23 protein-coding genes and 1 pseudogene are annotated in these 20,277 nt (G+C 61.9%); 10 read left to right on the top strand and 14 right to left on the bottom strand.

The genetic code is table 11. The features are described 5' to 3' along the window. Positions 1–152 precede the first annotated feature (152 nt). The 4 genes from AC1DYR_RS21335 (at position 153) to AC1DYR_RS21320 (ending at position 4,325) form a co-directional block, all read left to right on the top strand. Complete coding sequence (locus AC1DYR_RS21335) at positions 153–1,097, top strand: S1C family serine protease (RefSeq protein ID WP_477706852.1); 945 nt, start codon at positions 153–155, stop codon at positions 1,095–1,097. 21 nt (positions 1,098–1,118) lie between these two features. Then, a complete protein-coding gene (locus tag AC1DYR_RS21330) occupies positions 1,119–2,141 on the top strand; it encodes an AAA family ATPase (RefSeq protein WP_477706851.1) in 1,023 nt (340 codons plus the stop codon). Between the two features lie 114 nt (positions 2,142–2,255). After that, positions 2,256–3,206, top strand: coding sequence for a DUF58 domain-containing protein (locus AC1DYR_RS21325; protein ID WP_477706850.1), 951 nt, complete (start codon positions 2,256–2,258; stop codon positions 3,204–3,206). 21 nt (positions 3,207–3,227) lie between these two features. Next, positions 3,228–4,325, top strand: coding sequence for a VWA domain-containing protein (locus tag AC1DYR_RS21320; protein ID WP_477706849.1), 1,098 nt, complete (start codon positions 3,228–3,230; stop codon positions 4,323–4,325). Between the two features lie 46 nt (positions 4,326–4,371). On the opposite strand, the gene AC1DYR_RS21315 is transcribed toward AC1DYR_RS21320, so the two are convergent. From AC1DYR_RS21315 to AC1DYR_RS21290, 6 genes are all read right to left on the bottom strand, one after another. Continuing rightward, on the bottom strand, positions 4,372–4,728 hold the full coding sequence (locus AC1DYR_RS21315) for a nuclear transport factor 2 family protein (RefSeq protein ID WP_477706848.1): 357 nt from the start codon (positions 4,726–4,728) through the stop codon (positions 4,372–4,374). A 40-nt stretch (positions 4,729–4,768) separates the two neighbouring features. Then, positions 4,769–5,620, bottom strand: a complete 852-nt coding sequence (locus AC1DYR_RS21310) for an alpha/beta fold hydrolase (RefSeq protein ID WP_477706847.1) — start codon at positions 5,618–5,620, stop codon at positions 4,769–4,771. Between the two features lie 82 nt (positions 5,621–5,702). Continuing rightward, positions 5,703–5,918 (bottom strand): glycine zipper 2TM domain-containing protein, encoded by a 216-nt coding sequence (locus AC1DYR_RS21305; RefSeq protein WP_477706846.1) that lies wholly within the window; start codon positions 5,916–5,918, stop codon positions 5,703–5,705. A 312-nt stretch (positions 5,919–6,230) separates the two neighbouring features. Continuing rightward, positions 6,231–6,722, bottom strand: coding sequence for a VOC family protein (locus AC1DYR_RS21300; RefSeq protein ID WP_477706845.1), 492 nt, complete (start codon positions 6,720–6,722; stop codon positions 6,231–6,233). 114 nt (positions 6,723–6,836) lie between these two features. Then, positions 6,837–7,061, bottom strand: a complete 225-nt coding sequence (locus tag AC1DYR_RS21295) for a DUF2188 domain-containing protein (RefSeq protein WP_477648033.1) — start codon at positions 7,059–7,061, stop codon at positions 6,837–6,839. A gap of 60 nt (positions 7,062–7,121) precedes the next feature. Continuing rightward, positions 7,122–7,415 (bottom strand): hypothetical protein, encoded by a 294-nt coding sequence (locus tag AC1DYR_RS21290; RefSeq protein ID WP_477706844.1) that lies wholly within the window; start codon positions 7,413–7,415, stop codon positions 7,122–7,124. Positions 7,416–7,767: 352 nt separating this feature from the next. On the opposite strand from AC1DYR_RS21290, the gene AC1DYR_RS21285 reads away from it, so the two are divergent. After that, the gene (locus AC1DYR_RS21285; RefSeq protein WP_477706843.1) at positions 7,768–8,160 is read left to right on the top strand and encodes a hypothetical protein; all 393 of its coding nucleotides are present in this window, start codon (positions 7,768–7,770) and stop codon (positions 8,158–8,160) included. A 76-nt stretch (positions 8,161–8,236) separates the two neighbouring features. Continuing rightward, positions 8,237–8,725, top strand: a complete 489-nt coding sequence (locus AC1DYR_RS21280) for a nuclear transport factor 2 family protein (RefSeq protein ID WP_477706842.1) — start codon at positions 8,237–8,239, stop codon at positions 8,723–8,725. Between the two features lie 369 nt (positions 8,726–9,094). Here AC1DYR_RS21280 and AC1DYR_RS21275 read toward each other — a convergent pair whose 3' ends face one another. Genes AC1DYR_RS21275 through AC1DYR_RS21260 form a run of 4 tightly spaced genes read right to left on the bottom strand, consistent with a single transcriptional unit; the run spans position 9,095 to position 12,040 of the window. Beyond that, entirely contained in the window at positions 9,095–10,318 is a 1,224-nt protein-coding gene (locus tag AC1DYR_RS21275) for a hypothetical protein (protein WP_477706841.1), read from the bottom strand. A 14-nt stretch (positions 10,319–10,332) separates the two neighbouring features. Next, positions 10,333–11,088, bottom strand: coding sequence for a hypothetical protein (locus tag AC1DYR_RS21270; RefSeq protein WP_477706840.1), 756 nt, complete (start codon positions 11,086–11,088; stop codon positions 10,333–10,335). 34 nt (positions 11,089–11,122) lie between these two features. Continuing rightward, a complete protein-coding gene (locus tag AC1DYR_RS21265; RefSeq protein ID WP_477706839.1) occupies positions 11,123–11,719 on the bottom strand; it encodes a hypothetical protein in 597 nt (198 codons plus the stop codon). A 45-nt stretch (positions 11,720–11,764) separates the two neighbouring features. After that, positions 11,765–12,040, bottom strand: a complete 276-nt coding sequence (locus AC1DYR_RS21260) for a DnaJ domain-containing protein (protein WP_477706838.1) — start codon at positions 12,038–12,040, stop codon at positions 11,765–11,767. Between the two features lie 403 nt (positions 12,041–12,443). Here AC1DYR_RS21260 and AC1DYR_RS21255 point away from each other — a divergent pair, with 403 nt between their 5' ends. Beyond that, entirely contained in the window at positions 12,444–12,815 is a 372-nt protein-coding gene (locus AC1DYR_RS21255) for a lysozyme inhibitor LprI family protein (RefSeq protein ID WP_477706837.1), read from the top strand. A 705-nt stretch (positions 12,816–13,520) separates the two neighbouring features. Here the strand turns inward: AC1DYR_RS21255 and lolD are convergent. Together lolD and AC1DYR_RS21245 are read right to left on the bottom strand one after the other, a co-directional pair. Next, entirely contained in the window at positions 13,521–14,255 is a 735-nt protein-coding gene (gene lolD / locus AC1DYR_RS21250) for a lipoprotein-releasing ABC transporter ATP-binding protein LolD (RefSeq protein ID WP_477706836.1), read from the bottom strand. Then, positions 14,248–15,501, bottom strand: coding sequence for a lipoprotein-releasing ABC transporter permease subunit (locus tag AC1DYR_RS21245; protein ID WP_477706835.1), 1,254 nt, complete (start codon positions 15,499–15,501; stop codon positions 14,248–14,250). Before AC1DYR_RS21245 ends, lolD begins: the two co-directional genes overlap by 8 nt. A gap of 128 nt (positions 15,502–15,629) precedes the next feature. On the opposite strand from AC1DYR_RS21245, the gene AC1DYR_RS21240 reads away from it, so the two are divergent. The 3 genes from AC1DYR_RS21240 (at position 15,630) to AC1DYR_RS21230 (ending at position 19,367) form a co-directional block, all read left to right on the top strand. Next, the gene (locus AC1DYR_RS21240) at positions 15,630–16,646 is read left to right on the top strand and encodes a hypothetical protein (RefSeq protein ID WP_477706834.1); all 1,017 of its coding nucleotides are present in this window, start codon (positions 15,630–15,632) and stop codon (positions 16,644–16,646) included. Between the two features lie 18 nt (positions 16,647–16,664). After that, a complete protein-coding gene (gene recJ, locus AC1DYR_RS21235; RefSeq protein WP_477706833.1) occupies positions 16,665–18,389 on the top strand; it encodes a single-stranded-DNA-specific exonuclease RecJ in 1,725 nt (574 codons plus the stop codon). 225 nt (positions 18,390–18,614) lie between these two features. After that, complete coding sequence (locus AC1DYR_RS21230) at positions 18,615–19,367, top strand: DUF2325 domain-containing protein (RefSeq protein ID WP_477706832.1); 753 nt, start codon at positions 18,615–18,617, stop codon at positions 19,365–19,367. 56 nt (positions 19,368–19,423) lie between these two features. Here AC1DYR_RS21230 and AC1DYR_RS21225 read toward each other — a convergent pair. Beyond that, a pseudogene (locus AC1DYR_RS21225) lies at positions 19,424–19,792 on the bottom strand (glutathione binding-like protein); the annotation flags it as partial. Between the two features lie 175 nt (positions 19,793–19,967). Continuing rightward, positions 19,968–20,222 carry a thioredoxin domain-containing protein gene (locus AC1DYR_RS21220; RefSeq protein ID WP_477706831.1) on the bottom strand — a complete coding sequence of 85 codons (255 nt, stop codon included), beginning with the start codon at positions 20,220–20,222 and terminating at the stop codon, positions 19,968–19,970. Positions 20,223–20,277: the final 55 nt, after the last annotated feature.

Raw genomic sequence — 20,277 nt, 5'->3', positions numbered from 1 at the left:
CGCGCTTTACAAAGCCCCCTACGCCTATACCCAAATCACGTGCACGGATGCACAAATCGTGATACGGTGCAACTGTAAATACGGGGCCTGAAGCAGGTTTTCACGCCCGGTGGTATCAGCCCGGTTTTGACATTGACCTCACAGGTGAACGGATGCGCAGGCCAGCCCTTTACAGCAGTTCAAACCGTCCGGCGCAGGGCGCGGGTGATGCCCAGACGCAGCCACCCGAGCAGGCTGCCGGCCCAGACGGCGCCGTTCCGGCCCCCGCACCTTCCCGCTTCCCCCGCGCCTCCCGCCTGGCCAAACGGCTTGCCCAAAACCAGCTTTACCTGCTCTGGTCGGTCGTCGGCCTGTTGGCCCTGTTGCTGGCCATCAGCTTTGCCTCTCCGCTGCGGCCTGCGGCCCGCAAGCTGACGCAGGAAGACATCAACGCGGCCGTCCTCAAAACGCTGGAGACCACAGTCCTGCCCTCCCCCGGAACCCGGGCTTACGACACCATCATCCCCTCTGTCGTGCGTATCGTGGGGCTGGGAAAAGACAAGGACGGCAAGGAAGATGGCGAGCGCAGCGTGGGCACCGGCGTGGTCATCGTCGACAAGGGCATCATCCTGACCAACCTGCACGTGGTGCAGGGCGCCACAACCATCAAGGTCACGTTCGCAGACGGCCTCGAATCCACCGCCAGCATCACCGGCGTGCAGCCCGAAAACGACCTGGCCGTGCTGCAGGCCCACAAGATTCCCGACGACCTGATTGCCGCCACCATGCGCTCCACCGCCGACCTGGCCCCCGGCGACCAGGTCATGGCCGTGGGCTACCCCTTCGGCATAGGCCCCTCGGCCTCGCAGGGCGTGATCTCCGGGCTCAAGCGCAACTTCCGCTCGCCCGAAGGCAAGCAGATGATGAGCAACCTGATCCAGTTCGACGCCGCCGCCAACCCCGGCAACTCGGGCGGCCCGCTTGTCACCATGGACGGCGAAGTGGTCGGCATCGTGACCGCCATCTTCAACCCCAACCAGCAGCGCACGTTTGTCGGCATCGGTTTTGCGGTGCCGATTGAAAACGCAGCCTCGGCCGCCGGCATGCCCCCCTTCTGAAGACTTTAAGGACATCGACGCATGGAACAGCACACGCCCGAACATTCCGCTACCGGCCACGACGCCACCGCGCAGCTGATGGAGCAGATTCTCTATGAAGTCAAACGCGTGGTGGTGGGGCAAGACCGCTTCCTCGAACGCGTCATGGTCGCCATCCTGGCTCAGGGCCATTTGCTGGTGGAAGGCGTTCCCGGCCTGGCCAAGACGCTGACCATCAAGACGCTGGCCAACACCGTGCAGGGCAATTTCAAGCGCATCCAGTTCACCCCCGACCTGGTGCCGGCCGATCTGGTGGGCACGCGCATCTATAACCAGAAAACCGGCGAGTTCACCACCTCGCTCGGGCCGGTGTTTACCAACCTGCTGCTGGCCGACGAAATCAACCGCGCGCCCGCCAAGGTGCAAAGCGCGCTGCTGGAAGTGATGCAGGAGCGCCAGGTCACGATTGCCGGCATCACCCACAAGGTGCCCGAGCCCTTCCTGGTCATGGCCACACAAAACCCGATTGAAACCGAAGGTACCTACCCGCTGCCCGAAGCGCAGGTCGACCGCTTCATGATGAAGGTGCTGGTGGACTACCCCACCGACGAGGAAGAATTTGTCATCGTCCAGCGCGTGACCGGCCCGGCCGTCGCCGTAAGCGCTGTCGCCACCACCGAACAGCTGGCCGCGCTGCAGGCCGAATGTCGCCGCATCTACGTCGACCCCTCGCTGGTGCAGTACGCCGTGCGCCTGGTCTCGGCCACCCGCACACCCGTCAAGCATGGGCTCAAGGATTTGCAGCGCTTCATCACCTTTGGCGCCAGCCCGCGCGCCACCATCAACCTGACCGAAGGCGCCCGTGCGCTGGCCATGCTGCGCGGACGCAGCTACGCCCTGCCCGAAGACATGACCGACCTGGTGCCCGACGTGCTGCGCCACCGGCTGGTGTTGTCGTATGAAGCGCTGTCTGAAGGGCTCTCCGCCGATCGATTGGTCGCCAAAATCATGGCCAAGATTCCCCCGCCCGCCAAACCCCTAGAGCATGAAAAACTCGCAGCCTAAAAATGTGAGCCCCCACGCTCTGCCGCTCCGCGGGTCGCTGCCCCCCGAGGGGGCCGCCCGCCTGCGGCCCGGCAAAGCCGGTTCCGCGGCTCATGCTGGTTTCGGAGGATCGCCATGAGCGCACCTTCATCCAACGCAGAGCAGTTGCTGCGCCGGCTGGAGTGGACTGTGCTGCGCCGGCTCGACGGCCTGCTGCAGGGCGACTACCGCACCCTGCTGCGCGGCACCGGCATGGACCTGGCCGACCTGCGTGAGTACCAGCACCACGACGACGTGCGCCATATCGACTGGAACGTCACCGCCCGGCTGGAGCAACCCCATGTGCGCGTCTTCACCGAAGACCGCGAAATGAGCGCCTGGTTCCTGCTGGACCTGAGTCCCTCGATGGACTTTGGCTCCAGCGAGCTTCGCAAACGCAACGTATCCGCTGAATTTGTCGCCGTGCTGGCCCGCATGCTGACGCGCCACGGCAACCGGGTGGGCGCCATGCTCTATGGCTCCGGTGTTGATGCCGTGATTCCCGCACGCGGCGGCCGCCACCACGTTCTCCATTTGCTGCACACCTTGCAGGCCCGGCCCGAAACCACTCAGCTCGGCCCTACACGCCTGCATGAGTTGCTCGAGTCCGCGGCCAGCTTCATACGCCGGCGCTCCACCGTGTTTGTGGTGTCCGACTTCATCAGCGAGCCCGGCTGGGAAAAGCCGCTGGGCCAACTCGCCCGCCGGCATGAAGTGGTCGCCGTGCGCCTGCTCGATCCGCTGGAGCTGGACTTGCCCGACCTGGGCCTGATCCCCATCCGTGATGTCGAAACCGGCGAGCAACTGCTGGTCGACACACACGACGCGGGCTTCCGCAAACGTTTTGCACGCATCGCCGCCCAGCGCGAGGCGGAGCTGCGGCAGTCGCTGGCGCGCGCCGGCGTGGACACCCTGGAGCTTTCCACCGACGACAACCTGGTTGACGCCATCCTGCGGTTTACCGAGCTCCGCAAACGGCGCAGCCGTACATCAGGCGCCAACGCAGCAGGCGGCAAGCTGCCGGCCCACCTGAAACACGCCGCCTGAAGAAGCCGCCAAGGAACATCCATGAACTTCAGCTGGTTGACCTCTTTCATGTCAAAGCTTCCCCTGCCGACTTTCCTCTGGCCGGAATTTTTGTGGCTGCTGCTGGCCATTCCCCTGCTGGTGGCCGTGTATGTGTGGCTGCTGCGCCGCAAGAAAAAAATGGCGCTGCGCTACGCCAGCCTCTCCATCGTGCGCGAGGCCATGGGCCGCGGCCAAAGCTTTCGCCGGCATGTTCCGCCCCTGCTGTTTTTGCTGTCCATCGCCGCCATGCTGGTGGCGGCATCACGCCCCTTTGCCGTGATCAGCCTTCCCTCTCAACGCGAAACCATCATCCTCGCCATGGACGTCTCAGGCAGCATGCGCGCCACCGACGTGCAGCCCAACCGCCTGGTCGCCGCACAAAATGCCGCCAAGGCTTTCCTGGCCGATTTGCCGCGCAATGTACGCGTCGGCATCGTTGCGTTTGCCGGCACCGCCGCCGTCGTGCAGCAGCCCACCCTCAGCCGCGAAGACCTGACGGCAGCCATTGACAAATTCCAGTTGCAGCGCGGCACCGCCATCGGCAACGGCATTGTCGTGTCGCTGGCCGAGCTGTTCCCCGACGCAGGCATCGACATCGCCTCCATGCAATACGGAAGGGAAAAACCCCGCGGCACATCGCTGGACCAGGCCCTGAACCCCGACAAGAACGCGAAGAAAGAATTCACCCCCGTCGCTCCCGGTTCCTACACGTCGGCCGCCATCATCCTGCTGACCGACGGCCAGCGCACCACGGGTGTGGATTCGATCGACGCCGCCAAGCTCGCAGCAGACCGCGGTGTCCGTATCTACACCGTCGGGGTGGGCACGGTGGATGGCGAAACGATTGGTTTTGAAGGCTGGTCCATGCGCGTCAAGCTCGACGAAGAAACCCTCAAGGGCATTGCCCGTGCAACACAGGCCGAGTACTTTTACGCAGGTACGGCGGCCGATTTGAAGAAGGTCTATGAAACCCTCAGTTCGCGCATCGCGATTGAGAAAAAGGAAACCGAGGTTTCGGGGTTGCTGGCGCTTCTTGCCGCCGCGCTGGCGCTGGTGTCGGCGAGTTTATCGCTGCTGTGGTTTAACCGGATTCTTTGAGGGAAAGCCCCCAGGCAGCGGCGATTACGACGCAAAAGTGATCGGATCAGGTCGATCCAGCCTTGATGACAAAGGCCCGCAGCCCGGCCATCCTTCCATCCCGAAAGCGCCAGACATCACAGTAGGCATGGCGGACCGCCTTCCCCTCTTCGTCCTTCAAGGTGATTTCGCCGAGCGCCGCGACAAAGTCGTTCTCGGCGATCATGTGGTGGACTTCAAACTTCGGTGGCTGTTGGTACGCGGTCATCATCCACTGGCGAACGGCTTCTTTCCCTTTGATCGTCCTGTCGCCCACAAAAATCCATTCTGAATCTTCCGTGCAGAACTTCAGGAATCCTTCAACATCGCCCTCGGCGATAGCCGCGTTGGCCTTCTTCAGAATCTCTCTGTGCCTCTCTGACATCAAAAAATCCCCTTTTTGAGACTGCCGCAGTTCTACCCGTTCAATGCTTCTGGCATTCCTTCGCGAACGAAGTCAGCGCCTGCGTGAAGGCTTCAGCGACCTCCAGCGGCGCGAATTCGCCACTGCCGCGCAGTACTTCGCCTTTGATGCGCCTGGCGCCGGCGGCCTTCAAGGCGGGAAGATAGTCGTCCGGCGAACGCCCGTCGGCGTCGCCGCGAAGGTAGAGCATCGGTGTTTCGATGTTCTTGTGCCGGCTGTTGTGCTGGGCGTCGGACTGCAAGGTACGGTACCAGTCGAAGCCGGCCTTCAGCGCCTCTGGGCGCTCATAGGCGCGTGCAAACGCGTTGCGATGTGCTTCGGTCACGGCCTCCTTGTTGCCTGCCAGGAAGTCCGTGAAAAAATCGAAGTAGGCACGCTGGTGGCCTGAAACCAGGAGCTCTGGCAGCTTCGGCAACGCATGAAATGCAAAGTGCCAGATACGAGGATCCGACAGCACCTTCTCCCAGGGATCTATGCCCGGGATGACGGTATTCATGACCACAGCCCCCGCGATGCGGTGCCCATGGTCACGTGCGGCTGCATAGGCGATCATGCCGCCGACATCAAAGCCAGCCACCACCATTGAGCGCGCGCCGGCGCGTTCTGCCGCACTGACGACAATGTCGGCCAGGATGGTTTTTTCAGCAGAGGGCGGCGCGCCGCGCGAATCTCCTATCGCCGGCAAGTCAAAAGCCAGGACAAAGTGTTCGGCGGCAAATGCATCGACCACTGGTGTATAGACTTCCTTGCACTGGGGCCAGCCGTGCAATAAAACGATAGCAGGCCTGGCGGAATCACCCGCCGCCAGCACACCCAGGCTCAGGCCTTCATGCTTTACGGTGTCGACGCGCATACGGCAATGTACAAATGCACGCGCATGGAGCGCCAAAGAGGTGCCTCACGCGCGTATGAGCCAATCTGTGAACCGGGTTGGTTTACCTTTTGGGCTTGCTGACCTCATGCCCGATCACACCGCCGACTGCGGCGCCGCCTACGGTTCCCAAGGGACTGCCGCCGGTAAGGGCCGAGCCGGCTACGCCGCCGACACCGGCGCCTATAGCTGTGTTTTTCTCTTGCTGGGTCATGCCGCTACAGCCCGCCAAGCCTGCCAATATCAGCGCGCAAAGCGCAGCTTGTTTGATTCCAGTCATTTCGGTCTCCTTGAGAACGTTGATGAAAGTGAAGAGCAAATGCCGCTTGACCACGTCATCAAACCCTTCTTCACGTGAATGAATCGCACACCGTTACCGGCTGCACGCCGGGGTGGGCTTTTCATTGCTGGTGTCTTCATGCTAGGAGGCTGCGCGTTCGGCGGTGTAGGACGAACTCCCGATATCGGTACGTACTACGCCCGGTACCTTCGGAGGAAATTTCGCATGCAAATCACGCCCAGACCACTTCTCAAGCCTGAACAGGAGCGCATGCGCAGCGGGACGCAAACGCGCGTCATTCCATCAAGCGTCTCAGCCCCGCCGTGCCGCCTCTATCGCGGCGACGTCGATCTTTTTCATGGTCATCATCGCGTCGAACACGCGCTTGGCCACCTTGGGGTCGGGGTCGGCTATACCGTCAGTGAGCGCGCGCGGGGTGATCTGCCATGACAGGCCCCACTTGTCCTTGCACCAGCCGCATTCGCTTTCCTGCCCCCCATTGCTGACGATCGCGTTCCACAAGCGGTCGGTTTCCGCCTGGTCATCGGTGGCAATCATGAAAGAGAAAGACTCGTTATGCTTGAAAAGCGGGCCACCGTTCAGCCCGATGCAGGGAATGCCGGCAACGGTGAACTCGACCGTGAGCACGTCACCCTGCTTGCCGTCGGGGTAGTCACCCGGCGCATAAAAGAGTTTGCCCACAGTGCTGTCTGGGAAGGTCTTGGCATAGAAGTTTGCGGCCTCAACGGCGCCACCGTCGTACCACAGGCAGATCGTGTTCTTGCTGGTCTTTTTGCTGGCCATGTCGTGTCTCCTGAAAGGTTGGGCACCCGGCGCCCGCCAGAGTGCAAAGGACTCCCATCGTATTCAATTTCGGGCACCGGGGCCAAAGGTCCCGGCGCCGGTTCCTGGCTGTTCCTAACCTTTCGACCTGGAAGGGTCAGCAGAGCCTGGATAGGTCCGCTCTTCTTCGAACGTTCCGTCGGCGCGATGGATTTTGACCGAGGCAGTTTTGCCCACCATGAACTCTCGCGTTGCCTCCAGAATCTCCGCCTTCGTGGGCTTGCTGATGGCCGCGCGGTCGGCGCCCTGCCGCGTCAGATCCCAGTGGCCGTTGTGCGTCTTGATGTGATAGTTGTCCATACGGTCTCCAAAAAAAGCCATCGTATTGGCAGGCTTCGAAACTCCGCTGTAGGACGGCGCCTATGGATTGCCGACATCAAGTCGACTTTCAGCAGGCCGGTGCTGAAAAAATTCCGGGGTCGCGGCCAGCGTAGACATGGGCTCGTCTTGGGGGCCGTTGCGGTTTGCCGGTATGGGCATCGCAACGTTCTTGAACTGCTCGTACGCCGCCTCTTGCGGATCGCGGTGGCCCTGCGCATGCTGCGCCTCCATCGCCCAGATTGCCGCCTCGAGCACATCGACCGTGCCTCCGGCCAGACCCATGATGGTTTCCGTAAAACTTCTGCGCCATTCCTTGCGCTCTTTGGTTGACATGTTGATTCCCCTTCGAGACAGATGAGTGGCATTTGCCACGGGCTCGACGGGGGCTGTCGCACAGCCGACAAGCGGTTAATGCTATTGCACGCTGACTTCAGCGGCTGCTTTGTAAGGGTATCGAACTGGCAGCTGTAAGACACGAGCCAGTTGCTGCGGGGCGCAAAGGCGCTGGAAGCATTCTGATGATCATGGCTTTCGGACCGGTTATAGGCGTCGATGGTCAAAAAGGGAATGAGCTGTTTACGTGCGGTCGTTCATATTGAAGAGGCAGTTGGCAGGCTGTCCGCCTAGAATCGTTCGCGAAGCGTAGGCCCCCTCTTTTATCGAACTAAAAAGCAAAGAATTCTTCATGCGTTACACAGTCATCCTGTCAACATTGCTGCTTTGCTCCGCCTGCAGCGAGACATCGTCTCCACCTGCCGCTGTCATTACGCCCACAGTGCCCGCCACCGCACCCGCCGCTGCCACTGCACTCGTATTGCCCGACGCAAAAGAGGCTACACAAGCATTCCTTCTGATGATGGAGATGCAAGAGTACAAAACTGCCGAACTCAAGCTCGGCACCTGCATCCCGGCTGTTGATGCCAAGCACCCAGGTCAAATCGCTTGCACGGTGTCATTGAAAATTGGGGCTGGAAGTTCTGAAACCCAGGCAGATTTTTTCCGTCGCGGCAATAAATGGGTGGCCCAGCCGAGCAGCTCGCAGGATCAGTTGCCATTTCCGGATCCCAAGCTTCGATAGTTACGCGAGCTTGGCGTGTCTCCAGCCGCCGCTCATGCCAAATGTCAGGTATTCCAAATCACAACCGAGGTAATTCATGAGTACGAGAAACACCATCGTTGCCCTTCTTCTTGGCGCTGCTGCTGCCAGTGCAGCCTTCGCACAAGTTGCTGTTACCCCGGCGCCGGATCATTCCACCCTTCTGCAAAGCGCAGATCCAAAACTTTTGGAAAACAAGCGCCTGGTCTATGACTTCTGGCGCGAAGTCTTCGAAGCCGGCCAGCTCGAGCTGGCAGAGAAGTACCTGGCTGAAAACTACATCCAGCACAACCCGAACGTTCCCACTGGCCGCGCAGCGTTTGTCGAGTTCTTCGGCAAGTTCAAGAAGCCGAAGCCGATAGAAACCAAGGTCGCAGCTCCACTCGTGGCCATTACGGCTGAAGGAAACCTGGTCATCCTTAGTTTTGTGCGCGAGCAGACGGATCCCAAAGATCCGTCGAAGAAGTACACGACGACGTGGTTTGACATGTTCCGCATTGAGGCCGGCAAGATTGCGGAGCACTGGGATCCGGCCGTAAAGCCGTAGGCCTTGTCGCAGCAACCTAACCGACCCATCAAACGGATGCCAGGCCAGCTACGCCGTCTTGGTCGCTGTTCGGATGTGAGCACCCAACCCAAACATCGGATCTCGGCTCAATGAATTCGAGACTCATCGCGGCATTGCTCGGAGTTTTTCTCCTCAGCGTTGCCTTGCTAAGCTTCGCCAAGCCAACTCTCTGCGCAACCGGTTGCGGCAATCTGCTGGAGCCGCTATTTCAAGCCGCCTACTATTTTCTTGGCCCTTGGGGTATACGCGGACTCCTGCTTGCACTCGCCGGTTTGATGTTCTGGGTCGCGATTCGAGGCAGAGAGTAGCTGTCGTGTATTACGGGCCGCCACCGCAGGCTCAAACCGCCTATTGCACGTGGCATTCCCGCCGCAGCAACGCCAGCGCGTCGTGGAGCGCATGAACGGCATCGCTTTGTAGCGTGACCTGCGCATCGTCCACAAAGTCATCCCACAAGCTGGCGTAGGCGTCCTGGTGCTGCACCGGCGCGTGGTCCACGATGTACTGGTGGGCCAGCGCGGGCTCGAAACCGGATTTGCGGATCTTGCGCAGGAGGGTTGCGGCGCTTTTCTCGGTCAGCAGGGTCTTGGGCGCGGACCCGGCGGCCACGCACAGGAAAAGGGTTAGCAGCGAACCATCGTCCGCATTGCCGCCGGTCACCTTGCTCCACACAGCGGATGCCTGACGATCATGGTGATCCACCTCGTTCAGGCCGTCTTCCACCCAGAAATACCGGCCCATGAAGGCCGGGCTGCGGTCAAACAGCTGGCGCGTCGGCAAGGCCGGATCGAGTATTTTTGGCACGTCGGCCATCACGGACTGCCGCACCGCCTCCACCACATCCCGCAGGTGGGCAGGCAGCTTTTTCGGAACGGCGAGTGGCAGCGAAGCCGTAACCGCAGTCGGAACGGCCCCGTGTTTTTTGCGTAAGGCGGCAATCATCTTCTCGAACGCGACCCAGTCGGGCATCTCGGTGCGGCTCGTCGCCAGCACCAGCAAGGCGGTGCGAATCACCGCTTCGGCATCCTTGCCCGCGTCTTCGAGTTCGGCGGCGTCCATGCCCAGCTCGCCGGCAAGCCAGACGGCCGCATCCACCACCTGCGCCACGTGGCTGCGCCTGGCAAGTTCGGCCTGGTAGTCGGCCAGGTTGCGCAGCGACCATTTGGCCAGCAGCGGAATGTGCTCGTCGGTGAAGCCGCCGCGTTCATTCATGCCGAAGTGGCTGTTTTGCGGCATGGCGATCAGGGCCTTGAGCATGTCCGAGCCGCCCTTGGAGCGAGACAGCAGCGAGAAATCGCGCAGCGATTCAGCCGCCTGGTGGAGGTCACCCTCACAGGAATGTTCAAGGTACAGGCTGATCAGGTTCACCATGCGATCGCGGGCTTTTTCAAGGTCCGGGCGCAAATACTCATTGCCGAAATAACGCGCAATCTGCACCATGCCCTTGGGGCCTTCGACCCGCATGGCTTCGATTTTTTCGGTGCCAATGATGCCGTGCTGCACGCCGTACTGCAGCGCCTTTTCAAAAAAAGCGCGCGTATCGTAGAGCGAGATGACGGAAGGCGAGGACATGGGCGTTTGCAAGTTCAGATCGCCGATTCCTCGTCGGACTCGCGCGCCGTCGGTGTGGCCTTGCCGCGATCGGTGTCGCCGGTCTCGACCTTGCCGTCGTCGTCCTGCGCATCGTCCTCATCCTCCTCATCGGAAGCTGCCTTGTGGGCACTGCCCTTGGCGCGCAGCACCATCAGCATTTCAATGAAGAGGTCCGGCAGCTCGTAACGCAGCAGCCAGGCGAGCTGCATCCAGTCCTGGTCGGCGATTTCATCCAGCTGGACACGCGGTCTCTCGTAGGCCGAAGCCAGCAGGGCGGACTGGGACAGCATCTTGCCGTACTCGTCGGCCAGCTCAAAGCTGCCGCTGCGCGCAAAGGCCTCGACACGGCTCCACTGGTCCGAAAAATAATCGGCGAGGGCTTCGCTGCCACCTTCCAGGTCGCCGATCGCGGTGAGAAATTCCAGCGGGTCCGCGTCTTCCCGGAAGATCACCGCATTGACCATGCCGCGCAGGTGCGTGCGGGTCAGGTCCTTGTAGAGCTTTTCAATCACCACGGCGCGGGCAAACTGCGCGGGCGTGACCAGCAGGCTGACCACCGACTCCTTGGAGTTGTCATACTCGCGAATGACAGCCAGGACGTCCTTGGGCGGCAACTGCTCCAGCACCACCATCAGCGCAGCATCACCTTCGTCGTCGGCCAGCGCGACCAGCGCAGCCTCGGCGCCGACGATGTCGCCGGCCGCAATCAGGCTTTGGGTTTTTTCGATCAAGGCGAGATGCTTCGTCATCAGGGTTTTACCTTCCAGTTCATGCGTGATTGCGTCAGTCTTTGGCGTCAAAGCCCTGCTGGACCAGCCATTCGGAACCTGCCTCGTGGCGTGCCCGGGCATCGGCGCTTTGCTCACGATCGTCATCGCCCTCAAACATCACCGGGGCGCCGTCGCCGTTCTCATCACTGTCTTCGTCGTCATCGCAGTCGTCGCCGTCACCATCTGCTTCGGCGTTCATGATGGATGCGGCCACCGGCAGACCGGCCATGTATTCCAGCCCCGCCGTCAGCGTCAGGAATTTCTCCCCGCCGGGCGCCTGCAGAACGATGTGCGCCAGGTCCTGCGCCCAGGGCGCCAGCACAAAGCCACTCGCCAGGCTGCCCCAGGCCGGAAAGCCATCGGCGTCGTGGCTATCGTGGGTGAGCAGGTGGTCCATCACGGCTTTTTCCGTGAAATCAAAACCCTGGTGAAACACCACCGCCACCATCTCGGGGCTGGTGTCCATCATCTGGACCAGAAAGGCCATCTCCTGGCGTTTGCCCGCCAGGCGATGGTGCAGCACGTCACGCCCCTCGGAGTCGAATCGCAGGTCATCCATCTCGGACTGGTAGGCTGAGCGCAGGTCGAGGAAGTAGGGGGAGACGCTCATGCTGCCGGGTTTTTCATAGGGTGTTCTTCTTTCGGTCAGCAAGGGTCACAGTAGCGGGTTGAGATAGTCGGCCCAGATGGCACGCGCCGTGTCTATCGGGCTGTCGAGCAGGTTGCGGCGGCGGTTGTCGTCATAGGCCTGGCGCTTGTCCGCATCCGACAGCACCTCATAGGCCTGCTGCACCGCCCTGAAACGCTCGGGCGCCTCGGGGCTGGGATTTTTGTCCGGGTGCCAGAAGGAGGCCTTCAGGCGAAAGGCTTTTTTGATATCGGCCAGCGTTGCTGCGCTGTCCAGCCCGAGGGCGGTGTAGTGATCGGTCATGCGAAGGTGGCTGTGTCCTGGACCGCAGGCAGGGAGCTGCACGGCATGTTGAAAGACTCACGGAGTGAGGGGATACGCCTGCGCGCACGGCGGAGGGATCAAGGATTATGCCTATCTAACGCTGTGCAGGCTGGCGGGAGGTAAATGGCCTTGTTTGGCACTTGCCGCCCGTAGTTCGCCACAGGTACAGCTGCGCTCGTCAATATTGAGGAGGCGGTAACCACGCTGCCCGCCTAGAATCGGTTTGCGGTGTTTGGTATTCTTTTTATCGACCTGACCGAAACTCACAATGGACAATAAGTCTTTTAATAACAAGCACTTGGCTGGTTTTTTGGCGGCCAGGGTATACCGCAGGCGCGATGTTATACCGCAGACCTTGCGGTATACATTACGTTAGGCCTCGATGCTCCGCACGTTCATCGGCTCATTGGTGCTTGTCTATTCAGCTGTTGTTGCGGCACAGGAATGCGAGCCTGCGAGCAGTGCCCTTTGCGCCCAAAGTCGGCTCGAAGCCAGCTATGCGCGTGCCGACGCTGAGCTCAACGCCGAATACAAAAGGGTAATAACACGTTTGCCGAAGGCCAAGCGCGCAGACCTCCGGGCCGCTCAGCGCGCATGGATACTCGAGCGTGACAGTTCGTGCTTGGCACAAGCGGAGCGCGAATGGGGAGGCCAATGCAACACGACGTGGTGCGTGAACGCTGAAAGGCAGTGCCAAACGGAGCAAACCGAGAGGCGTACGGAGCAGCTACGCAAGGAAGGCAGCAAGCGATGAGCCATCGCCGCCTCAGACCTAACCCCTCCTTCAAACGGACGCCTGCCGGCGCCGCTTAAGTCAAACGTTAGCTTCCATGGCTGCCACCTCTTACCCATTCGTCCCGAAATCTGCTGTTTCGCTATCCGCTGGCGAGTTTTGGGCCGTACCGCTCCGTGACGGGTCGTTCGGGTGCGGGCGAGTTCTTCAACCGGCTGTGCAGCGCCCTGGTGCCTCACGCGTAATCTTTCTGGCTGGCCTAATGGATTGGCACAAGAATGTTGCGCCTACCGAAAGCACCATTGCAGGAGCTAAATGCCTAGCCCAAGGCAAGGCACACGTGAAGTGCATACGTGAAACTGGCGGTTCAGTACTGGGTCTAAGGCCGCTTGATTTGGAGCGCATAAAACCCAAAGTATTTCTAAGTGGTTTGGGTGAACCAAGTGGTATCGTCATGCGCGGTTTGGAGCATGTTCGCACAGCCACGGTTTTTGACAAATTTAAGCCCCAACTCACGCTATGGGGGTTTGCTTACATTCAAGCGCTAGCTGAGCATAAGTTTCTCGGGGCGAAATGAAAGCTAACCCGTCGCTCGGCGCGGACGTGCAGCCTCCGAATGCCGCTTCGCGTCGTTGGCTGCCCGTCAGGCAGCGCCAACGTTACCTCACGTTGAGAGCGATATAGAACACGACCCTCGACAAGCACGTCACTTATCGACGCAGCAAATCAACCCCACTCCGACAAGCGCCCCGACACCAGCCTGAAGCGCCGCCCGCAACGCGAGGCCAGCGTTTCATCGTGCGTGACCAGTACAAAGGCCGTGCCGAAGTCGCGTGCCAATTGCAGCATCAACTCAAACACGCCGTCGGCGGTCGATCGATCCAGATTACCGGTCGGCTCATCAGCCAGCACGCATGCGGGCTGCGTGACAAGCGCTCGCGCAATCGCCACGCGCTGGCGCTCACCGCCTGAGAGTTCTGCAGGGCGGTGGTGAATGCGATCTTGCAGCCCCACAGCTGCCAGCATCTTGGTGGCGACCCGTGCGCATTCTGCGGGGGATTCGCGGCGGATCCACAGGGGCATGGCTACGTTGTCGAGTGCGCTGAATTCGGGCAGCAGGTGGTGGAACTGGTAGACAAAACCCAGGTGTTTGTTGCGCAGGTCGCCTTGTTGTTGGGGTGACAGCGACGACAGGGTTTGGCCCTTGAGTTCAACCTGGCCGCTGGTGGGGGCGTCGAGGCCGCCCATCAAATGCAGCAGCGTGCTTTTGCCGGAGCCTGAGGCGCCGACGATGGCCAGGGTTTCACCGGCGTGCACTTGCAGGTCTACACCGTGCAGCACGGTCAGGTCTATGAGGCCTTCGTGGAAGCGTTTGGTGAGGCCGCTGGCTTTCAGCACCACTTCGCCGTTGGCATTGGCGCTTTGCAGCGTTGCGGTCATATCGTTCTTGAGTTCACTCATAGCGCAGGGCCTCCGCCGGGTTCACGCGGCTGGCGCGCCAGCTGGGGTAGATGGTGGCCAGGAAGGACAACACTAAAGAGATGACGACGATGGGCATGATGTCGGCGTATTGCGGTTCACTCGGCATGCGGCTGATGAGGTAAATGTCTTTGGGCAAAAAGCTGGCGTTGAGGGCGCGCTCAATCGCCGGCACGATGACGTCGATGTTGAAGGCAATGCCCAGGCCCAGAATCAGGCCCGATAGCGTGCCGATGACGCCGACCAGCGCGCCCTGCACCATGAAGATTTTCATGATGCTTTTGGGGCTGGCGCCCAGCGTGCGCAAGATGGCGATGTCGGCGCGCTTGTCGGTCACCGTCATGACCAGCGTGCTGACGAGGTTGAAGGCCGCCACCGCCACGATGAGCGTGAGGATGATGAACATCATGCGTTTTTCAAGTTGCACAGCGGCAAACCAGGTTTTGTTCTGGCGTGTCCAGTCGCGAATCAGCAAATCACCGCTCAGGCTTCTTGACAGCTCAAATGCGACTTCGCGCGCCTGGTGCAGATCTTTCAGCTTGATGCGGATGCCGGTAGGTCCTTCGAGGCGGAAGATCCGCGCGGCGTCGTCCTGGTGCATCATGACCAGCGCCGAGTCGTACTCAAAATGGCCGGAGTCAAAGGTGCCGACCACCGTCATTTGTTTGAGGCGCGGCACCACGCCCGCCGGGGTGACCTGGCCGCTGGGCGCGATCAGCGTGACGCTGTCGCCCTCGCGCACGCCCATGGCACGGGCCAGCTCGCCGCCCAGCACCACACCGAACGCGCCGGGAACCAGCTTGGCCAGCGTGGGGCCAGACGTCACGGCAAGGTCGGTGACCTGGCCTTCCAGCGCCGGGTCAATGCCGCGCACGACGGTGCCCTTCATGTCTTCACCGCGCGCCAGCAGGGCCTGCGCGGCGATGAAGGTGGCGGCGCCGACGACTTGCGGGTTGGCCTTGATTTCTGCCAGCGTTTTTTGCGGGTTTGGCAGGGCCACGCCGTTGGGGGCGAACACCTCGATGTGCGAGATGACACCCAGCATGCGGTCACGCACTTCTTTCTGGAAGCCGTTCATCACGCTGAGCACGATGATGAGCGCGGCCACACCGAGCGCAATGCCCAGCATGGAAACGCCTGAAATAAAAGAGATAAAGCCGTTGCGCCGGGTGGCGCGGCCGGCGCGGGTGTAGCGCCAGCCCACTATCAGCTCATAAGGAATTTGCATACTCAACCTGGTAGTCGTTGCGGGCCACGGGTGGCCAGCTCGAACGGATTCTTATAGGGTGCGATTTAAGCGCCCAAATTGAGCGCCCAAATTTGAACGCCAATTGTGGCATCCCGGACAATAGCCCCATGTCAGCCAATTCCCCCACTCCTTTTGCAGGGCCGCAGCTGCTGCTTCCCTTTGCGGCCTGCAGCGCAGAGGCCTGGCTGCCGACGATGAAGGCGCTGCCGGCCGACAGCACGCGCAACCTCAAGCAATTGCTCAAGGGCATGAAGTCAGTACACACTGATATGGCAGACGCACACACGCTGTCACCACCGCATGAGCGGGCCTTGGGCCAGGCGCTGGGCCTTGCCACCACGGATACGCCTGACGGGCTGATTCCGTGGGCAGCGCGGGACGCGGCGCAGCACCTGAAAGCCGGCGCCGGCAAGGCTTGGGCCTGGGTAACGCCCTGCCACTGGGCCATGGGCCGCGAGCATGCCACGCTGACGGACCCGGCTGCACTGGGCCTGACTGAAGCCGAATCCCGCGCGCTGCTGGCGGCCATGCAACCTTACTTTGATGGCGACGGCATCACGATGCACTACGTGCCGGCGCTGGGGCCGTCGCGCTGGCTGGCCGAGGGTGAGCTGTTTCGCACCCTGCCCACCGCCTCGCTGGATCGCGTGCTGGGCCGCAACGTAGACCCCTGGCTGCCCAAGCAGAACAAGGACGACACCAACGCTACGGCCCGCAAGATGAAGCTGCTGCAAAACGAAATGCAGATGCTGCTGTACACCCACGCGCTGAACGATGAACGCGCCGAGCGCCGCCAGCTACCGGTCAATTCTTTCTGGCTGAGCGGCAGCGGTGCCCTGCCCGCCGGGTATGAACCTCCCAGCCAGGCGCCGACCGTGCCGCGCAGCCTGGCGCAAGCCGTTTTTGCTGACGACTGGCAAGCCTATGCCCAGGTCTGGGCTGCGCTGGATGCAGGCGAGATTGCGCAGCTGCTGGCCCGTCAGCGCGCAGGCGAGGCCGTGCGGCTGACGCTGTGCGGCGAGCGCGGCTGGCAGATTTTTGAGACGCACCAGGCCGGCTTCATGGCCAAAATTTCAAGCCTTTTGATGCCACAGCCCTTATGGTACCTGCGCGAGCAGCTATAAAAAAGATAGTGAACACATATGAAAATACAGGTACGCGATGTGCCCCCGCGCAGCGTCTGGGCGTTGCAGCAGGCCGGCATTCACCCGCTGCTGGCGCAGCTGTATGCCGCGCGCGGCGTGAATGCGGCAGACGAGCTGGACGACGGCCTGGCCCGGCTGCTGCCGCCCGCTTCACTGCACGGCGCCGCTGAGGCCGCGCGCTTGCTGGCCGACGCGATGGCGGCCGGCAAAAAAATCTGCGTGGTGGCCGACTACGACTGTGACGGCGCCACCGCCTGCGCCGTGGCGCTGCGTGGCCTCAAGCTGCTGGGTGCGCAGCATGTCAGCTACCTGGTGCCTGACCGCGTCACCGATGGCTATGGCCTCACACCGCCGATTGCCGAGCGCGTGAAAGCCGCTGGCGCTGACGTGCTGGTGACGGTGGACAACGGCATCGCCAGCATCGAAGGTGTGGCGCGCGCCAAGGCGCTGGGCATGCAGGTGCTGGTGACAGACCACCACCTGCCCGCGCTGAGAGACGGCGAAGTGGTGCTGCCCGAGTCCGACGTGATCGTCAACCCGAACCAGCCCGCCTGCAGCTTTGAAAGCAAATCGATTGCGGGCGTGGGCGTGATGTTTTATGTGCTGCTGGCGCTGCGGGCCGAGCTGCGCGAACGTGGTGCCTTTAATGCAGCCACACAGCCGAAGCTTGATACGCTGCTACCGCTCGTTGCGCTGGGCACCGTAGCCGACGTGGTGAAGCTGGATGCCAACAACCGCCGGCTGGTGGCGCAGGGTCTCAAGCGCATACGCACGGGCCATTTGCCTGCAGGCCTGGCGAGTTTGTTCAAGGCCGCGGGTCGGCAGGCGCCGGTGGCCACCACGTTTGACTTTGCCTTTGCGCTGGGCCCACGCATCAATGCGGCAGGGCGGCTCAGCGACATGACGCTGGGCATTGAATGCCTGCTGACCGACGACGCGGCGCGCGGCGATGAGCTGGCGCAAATGCTGGACGGCATCAACCGCGAGCGCCGCGACATCGAAGCCGGCATGCGCGAGCAGGCGCAACTGGCGGCCGACGCAATGATTGACGAAGATGAGGAGCCGCCGCCGGCGATTGCCATCTTCGACCCCGAGTTCCATGAAGGCGTGGTCGGCATCGTCGCCTCACGCGTCAAAGACAAGCTGCACCGGCCGACGTTCGTGTTTGCCGCCAGCCAGGCCGACGGCAAAGAGCACGAGCTCAAAGGCTCGGGCCGCTCGATTCCCGGCTTTCATTTGCGCGATGCGCTCGATTTGGTGGCCAAGCGTCACCCCGGCGTGCTGCTGCGCTTTGGCGGCCACGCCATGGCGGCCGGCTGCACCATTGCCGAAGAGCACTTTGAGGTGTTCGAAAGCGCGCTGCAGCAGGTAGCCCACGAATGGCTGGACGCCGCCACGCTGACGCGCCGCATGGACACCGACGGCCCGCTGCCGGCCGAATACCGCCGCACCGACGTGGTCGACACGCTGCACAAGGAAGTCTGGGGCCAGGGGTTTGCGGCGCCGACCTTCAGCGAAGTGGTGGAAGTCGTGTCGCAGCGGCTGGTGGGTGAAAAACACCTGGCGCTCAAGCTCAAGCACCAGGGCCAGCCGGTCGACGGCATCTGGTTTGGCCACACCGAATCACTCCCCGCGCGGGTCAAGCTGGCCTTCCGGCTGGATGCGGACGAATGGCAGGGCGTGAAGCGGGTGCGGTTTCTGGTGGAAGCGGCTGAACTCTGACGGCCCTGGCGCCCAAATTTCAAGTGAAATCGGGGTTCTGGGCAATAGGAACATGCGCGAGCAGCTCCTGAATTCATAGCAAACCGGGCTTCATCGGTTGACTGGAGAGGTGCTCAATCTTTGCTACAAATGAGAGCAATTCTCATTTAAGATGGGTTTTGCCCCTTTCTTCGGCTGCGGATCGCCGCTGTTGAGTGGGACACCTTCATCTTCTGGAGATCCGACATGCAAGGACCCTGTACTTCTCTGCCCGGCCTTGACCGTGAGCACCGCGCCCTGCTCGCCCAGTACGGTGAGATCCAGAAGCGCTGCAGCACGGTGATTGCCGCGCAGGCCGCAGAAATCTCGCGCCTGCAATCCCAGGCAACGCGCCTGCGTGCGGCGGCGATGGTGCGGGAGACAGCGCTGGCCTGGGAGCGTGAAGACCGCCAGGCCGTGGAGGCGGCCATCCCCGGCCTGCCCAAACGGCTGACGCTGGCGCGCCGGGTGGAGTGGCTGATGGGCCGTGTCCATGATTTGCAGGGCCTGGTGCGGGAACGCCTGGGCCGGCAAAAGAACGCAGCGGCGCCGCGGGCTGCCGCCACGCTGGCGGCGGCGTTATCAGCGTCAGAAGCCACGGCCGCCCTGCATGAAAAGTCTGTGCTGTGCGTGGGCGAGCAAGGCGCTGGCACCGCCGCAGCCCGGCGCGTTGTTGAAATGGCCGGCGGACACTTTTTGCACCATGCGGGTGACGACCTGCAGGACGCAGCCGCGCTGGAGGCCAGTCTGGTCACTGCCGACCTGGTGATCTGCCAGACCGGCTGCGTAAGCCACGACGCCTACTGGCGTGTACAGGACCACTGCCGGCGCACCGGCAAGCAGTGTGTGCTGGTGGGCCAGCCGCAAGCCATGGAGTTTGTGCGCAGCCGGCAGGCGCCTGGCCTGCCAATCACTCCAGAAACCCAGAATATCAAGCCAAAAACGGCTCCGGCCCTTTAGGGACGAGCGCGAGCAGCTATTGATTTAATAGCACCCTCAGCAAATCTTGCCGATCGTCACTGCAACGCAAACTCCCCACCACGCGCAATCGCACGCTGGTAGGCGGGCCGGGCATGGATACGCGCCAGGAAATCCATCAGCCTGGGCCGGCTCTCGTTCAGCCCGCCGCGCGCGGCGGCCGCCTCCAGCGGAAAGCTCATCTGGATGTCTGCGCCGCTGAACTCGGCGCCGGCAAACCAGTCGCTCTGGCTCAGCGACATTTCCAGGTAATCCAGGTGCTGCCGCAGTTGCGGCTCGATAAACGTCTTCTTGACCTTGCCGGCGATGGCGCGGGCAATCGGCTTGACGAAAAAAGGCATGGGCGAGTTTTCTACCTTGTCGAATACCAGCTTGAGCAAAAGCGGCGGCATGGCCGAGCCTTCGGCCTAGGGCCTGTTAACGCTATTTATGCAAGATGCGTTGCGAGTCAAAAGGGCCATGAGCAAGGCGCAAAACGCAGGCGGGGTAGACCCCGTCAAGGCTTTGCAACGCCGCGCAGGGCCCTTTTGATCGCAACCCGGAGGGAATGGGGTGAAAACAGCGCCACTCCGCGTTGCGCTCCTAGCCCAGACGCCCGGTCTGGGCGTCGTCGCGCGCCTTGATTGGCGCTGTTTTCACCCCATTCGCATTTGCATAAATAGCGTTAACAGGCCCTAGTGCATCCAGTAGGTGTAGCGCAGGTGCGCCGGTGTGCCGGCCTCGGGCCAGGCGGCCGGCGCCGTAGCGCGCCACCAGGTATTCAATGATGGCGCCCGACTCGGCCAGCGTGAACTCACCGTCGGTGATCACCGGCGATTTGCCAAAGAACCTGTTCACGGTCTAAACGGGGCCGCGCAAGCGCCTTCTCGGGATGGGATGCAAGGCGCGGCGC

Source organism: Polaromonas sp. P1_F9, assembly GCF_056405615.1.
Note: the sequence above shows the minus strand (reverse complement) of the source record. Positions and strands in the feature narration are given on the sequence as shown.

What these genes read in the sequence shown, in the direction of transcription:
- AC1DYR_RS21265 (WP_477706839.1), bottom strand. Translation starts at nt 11,719, where the DNA reads ATGAGCGTCTCCCCCTACTTCCTCGACCTGCGCTCAGCCTACCAGTCC.
- AC1DYR_RS21295 (WP_477648033.1), bottom strand. Translation starts at nt 7,061, where the DNA reads ATGGACAACTATCACATCAAGACGCACAACGGCCACTGGGATCTGACG.
- AC1DYR_RS21315 (WP_477706848.1), bottom strand. Translation starts at nt 4,728, where the DNA reads ATGTCAGAGAGGCACAGAGAGATTCTGAAGAAGGCCAACGCGGCTATC.
- AC1DYR_RS21280 (WP_477706842.1), top strand. Translation starts at nt 8,237, where the DNA reads ATGAGTACGAGAAACACCATCGTTGCCCTTCTTCTTGGCGCTGCTGCT.
- AC1DYR_RS21260 (WP_477706838.1), bottom strand. Translation starts at nt 12,040, where the DNA reads ATGACCGATCACTACACCGCCCTCGGGCTGGACAGCGCAGCAACGCTG.
- AC1DYR_RS21330 (WP_477706851.1), top strand. Translation starts at nt 1,119, where the DNA reads ATGGAACAGCACACGCCCGAACATTCCGCTACCGGCCACGACGCCACC.
- AC1DYR_RS21240 (WP_477706834.1), top strand. Translation starts at nt 15,630, where the DNA reads ATGTCAGCCAATTCCCCCACTCCTTTTGCAGGGCCGCAGCTGCTGCTT.
- AC1DYR_RS21290 (WP_477706844.1), bottom strand. Translation starts at nt 7,415, where the DNA reads ATGTCAACCAAAGAGCGCAAGGAATGGCGCAGAAGTTTTACGGAAACC.
- AC1DYR_RS21320 (WP_477706849.1), top strand. Translation starts at nt 3,228, where the DNA reads ATGAACTTCAGCTGGTTGACCTCTTTCATGTCAAAGCTTCCCCTGCCG.
- AC1DYR_RS21310 (WP_477706847.1), bottom strand. Translation starts at nt 5,620, where the DNA reads ATGCGCGTCGACACCGTAAAGCATGAAGGCCTGAGCCTGGGTGTGCTG.
- AC1DYR_RS21275 (WP_477706841.1), bottom strand. Translation starts at nt 10,318, where the DNA reads ATGTCCTCGCCTTCCGTCATCTCGCTCTACGATACGCGCGCTTTTTTT.
- AC1DYR_RS21255 (WP_477706837.1), top strand. Translation starts at nt 12,444, where the DNA reads ATGCTCCGCACGTTCATCGGCTCATTGGTGCTTGTCTATTCAGCTGTT.
- recJ (WP_477706833.1), top strand. Translation starts at nt 16,665, where the DNA reads ATGAAAATACAGGTACGCGATGTGCCCCCGCGCAGCGTCTGGGCGTTG.
- AC1DYR_RS21325 (WP_477706850.1), top strand. Translation starts at nt 2,256, where the DNA reads ATGAGCGCACCTTCATCCAACGCAGAGCAGTTGCTGCGCCGGCTGGAG.
- AC1DYR_RS21230 (WP_477706832.1), top strand. Translation starts at nt 18,615, where the DNA reads ATGCAAGGACCCTGTACTTCTCTGCCCGGCCTTGACCGTGAGCACCGC.
- AC1DYR_RS21305 (WP_477706846.1), bottom strand. Translation starts at nt 5,918, where the DNA reads ATGACTGGAATCAAACAAGCTGCGCTTTGCGCGCTGATATTGGCAGGC.
- AC1DYR_RS21335 (WP_477706852.1), top strand. Translation starts at nt 153, where the DNA reads ATGCGCAGGCCAGCCCTTTACAGCAGTTCAAACCGTCCGGCGCAGGGC.
- AC1DYR_RS21285 (WP_477706843.1), top strand. Translation starts at nt 7,768, where the DNA reads ATGCGTTACACAGTCATCCTGTCAACATTGCTGCTTTGCTCCGCCTGC.
- AC1DYR_RS21270 (WP_477706840.1), bottom strand. Translation starts at nt 11,088, where the DNA reads ATGACGAAGCATCTCGCCTTGATCGAAAAAACCCAAAGCCTGATTGCG.
- AC1DYR_RS21245 (WP_477706835.1), bottom strand. Translation starts at nt 15,501, where the DNA reads ATGCAAATTCCTTATGAGCTGATAGTGGGCTGGCGCTACACCCGCGCC.
- lolD (WP_477706836.1), bottom strand. Translation starts at nt 14,255, where the DNA reads ATGAGTGAACTCAAGAACGATATGACCGCAACGCTGCAAAGCGCCAAT.
- AC1DYR_RS21300 (WP_477706845.1), bottom strand. Translation starts at nt 6,722, where the DNA reads ATGGCCAGCAAAAAGACCAGCAAGAACACGATCTGCCTGTGGTACGAC.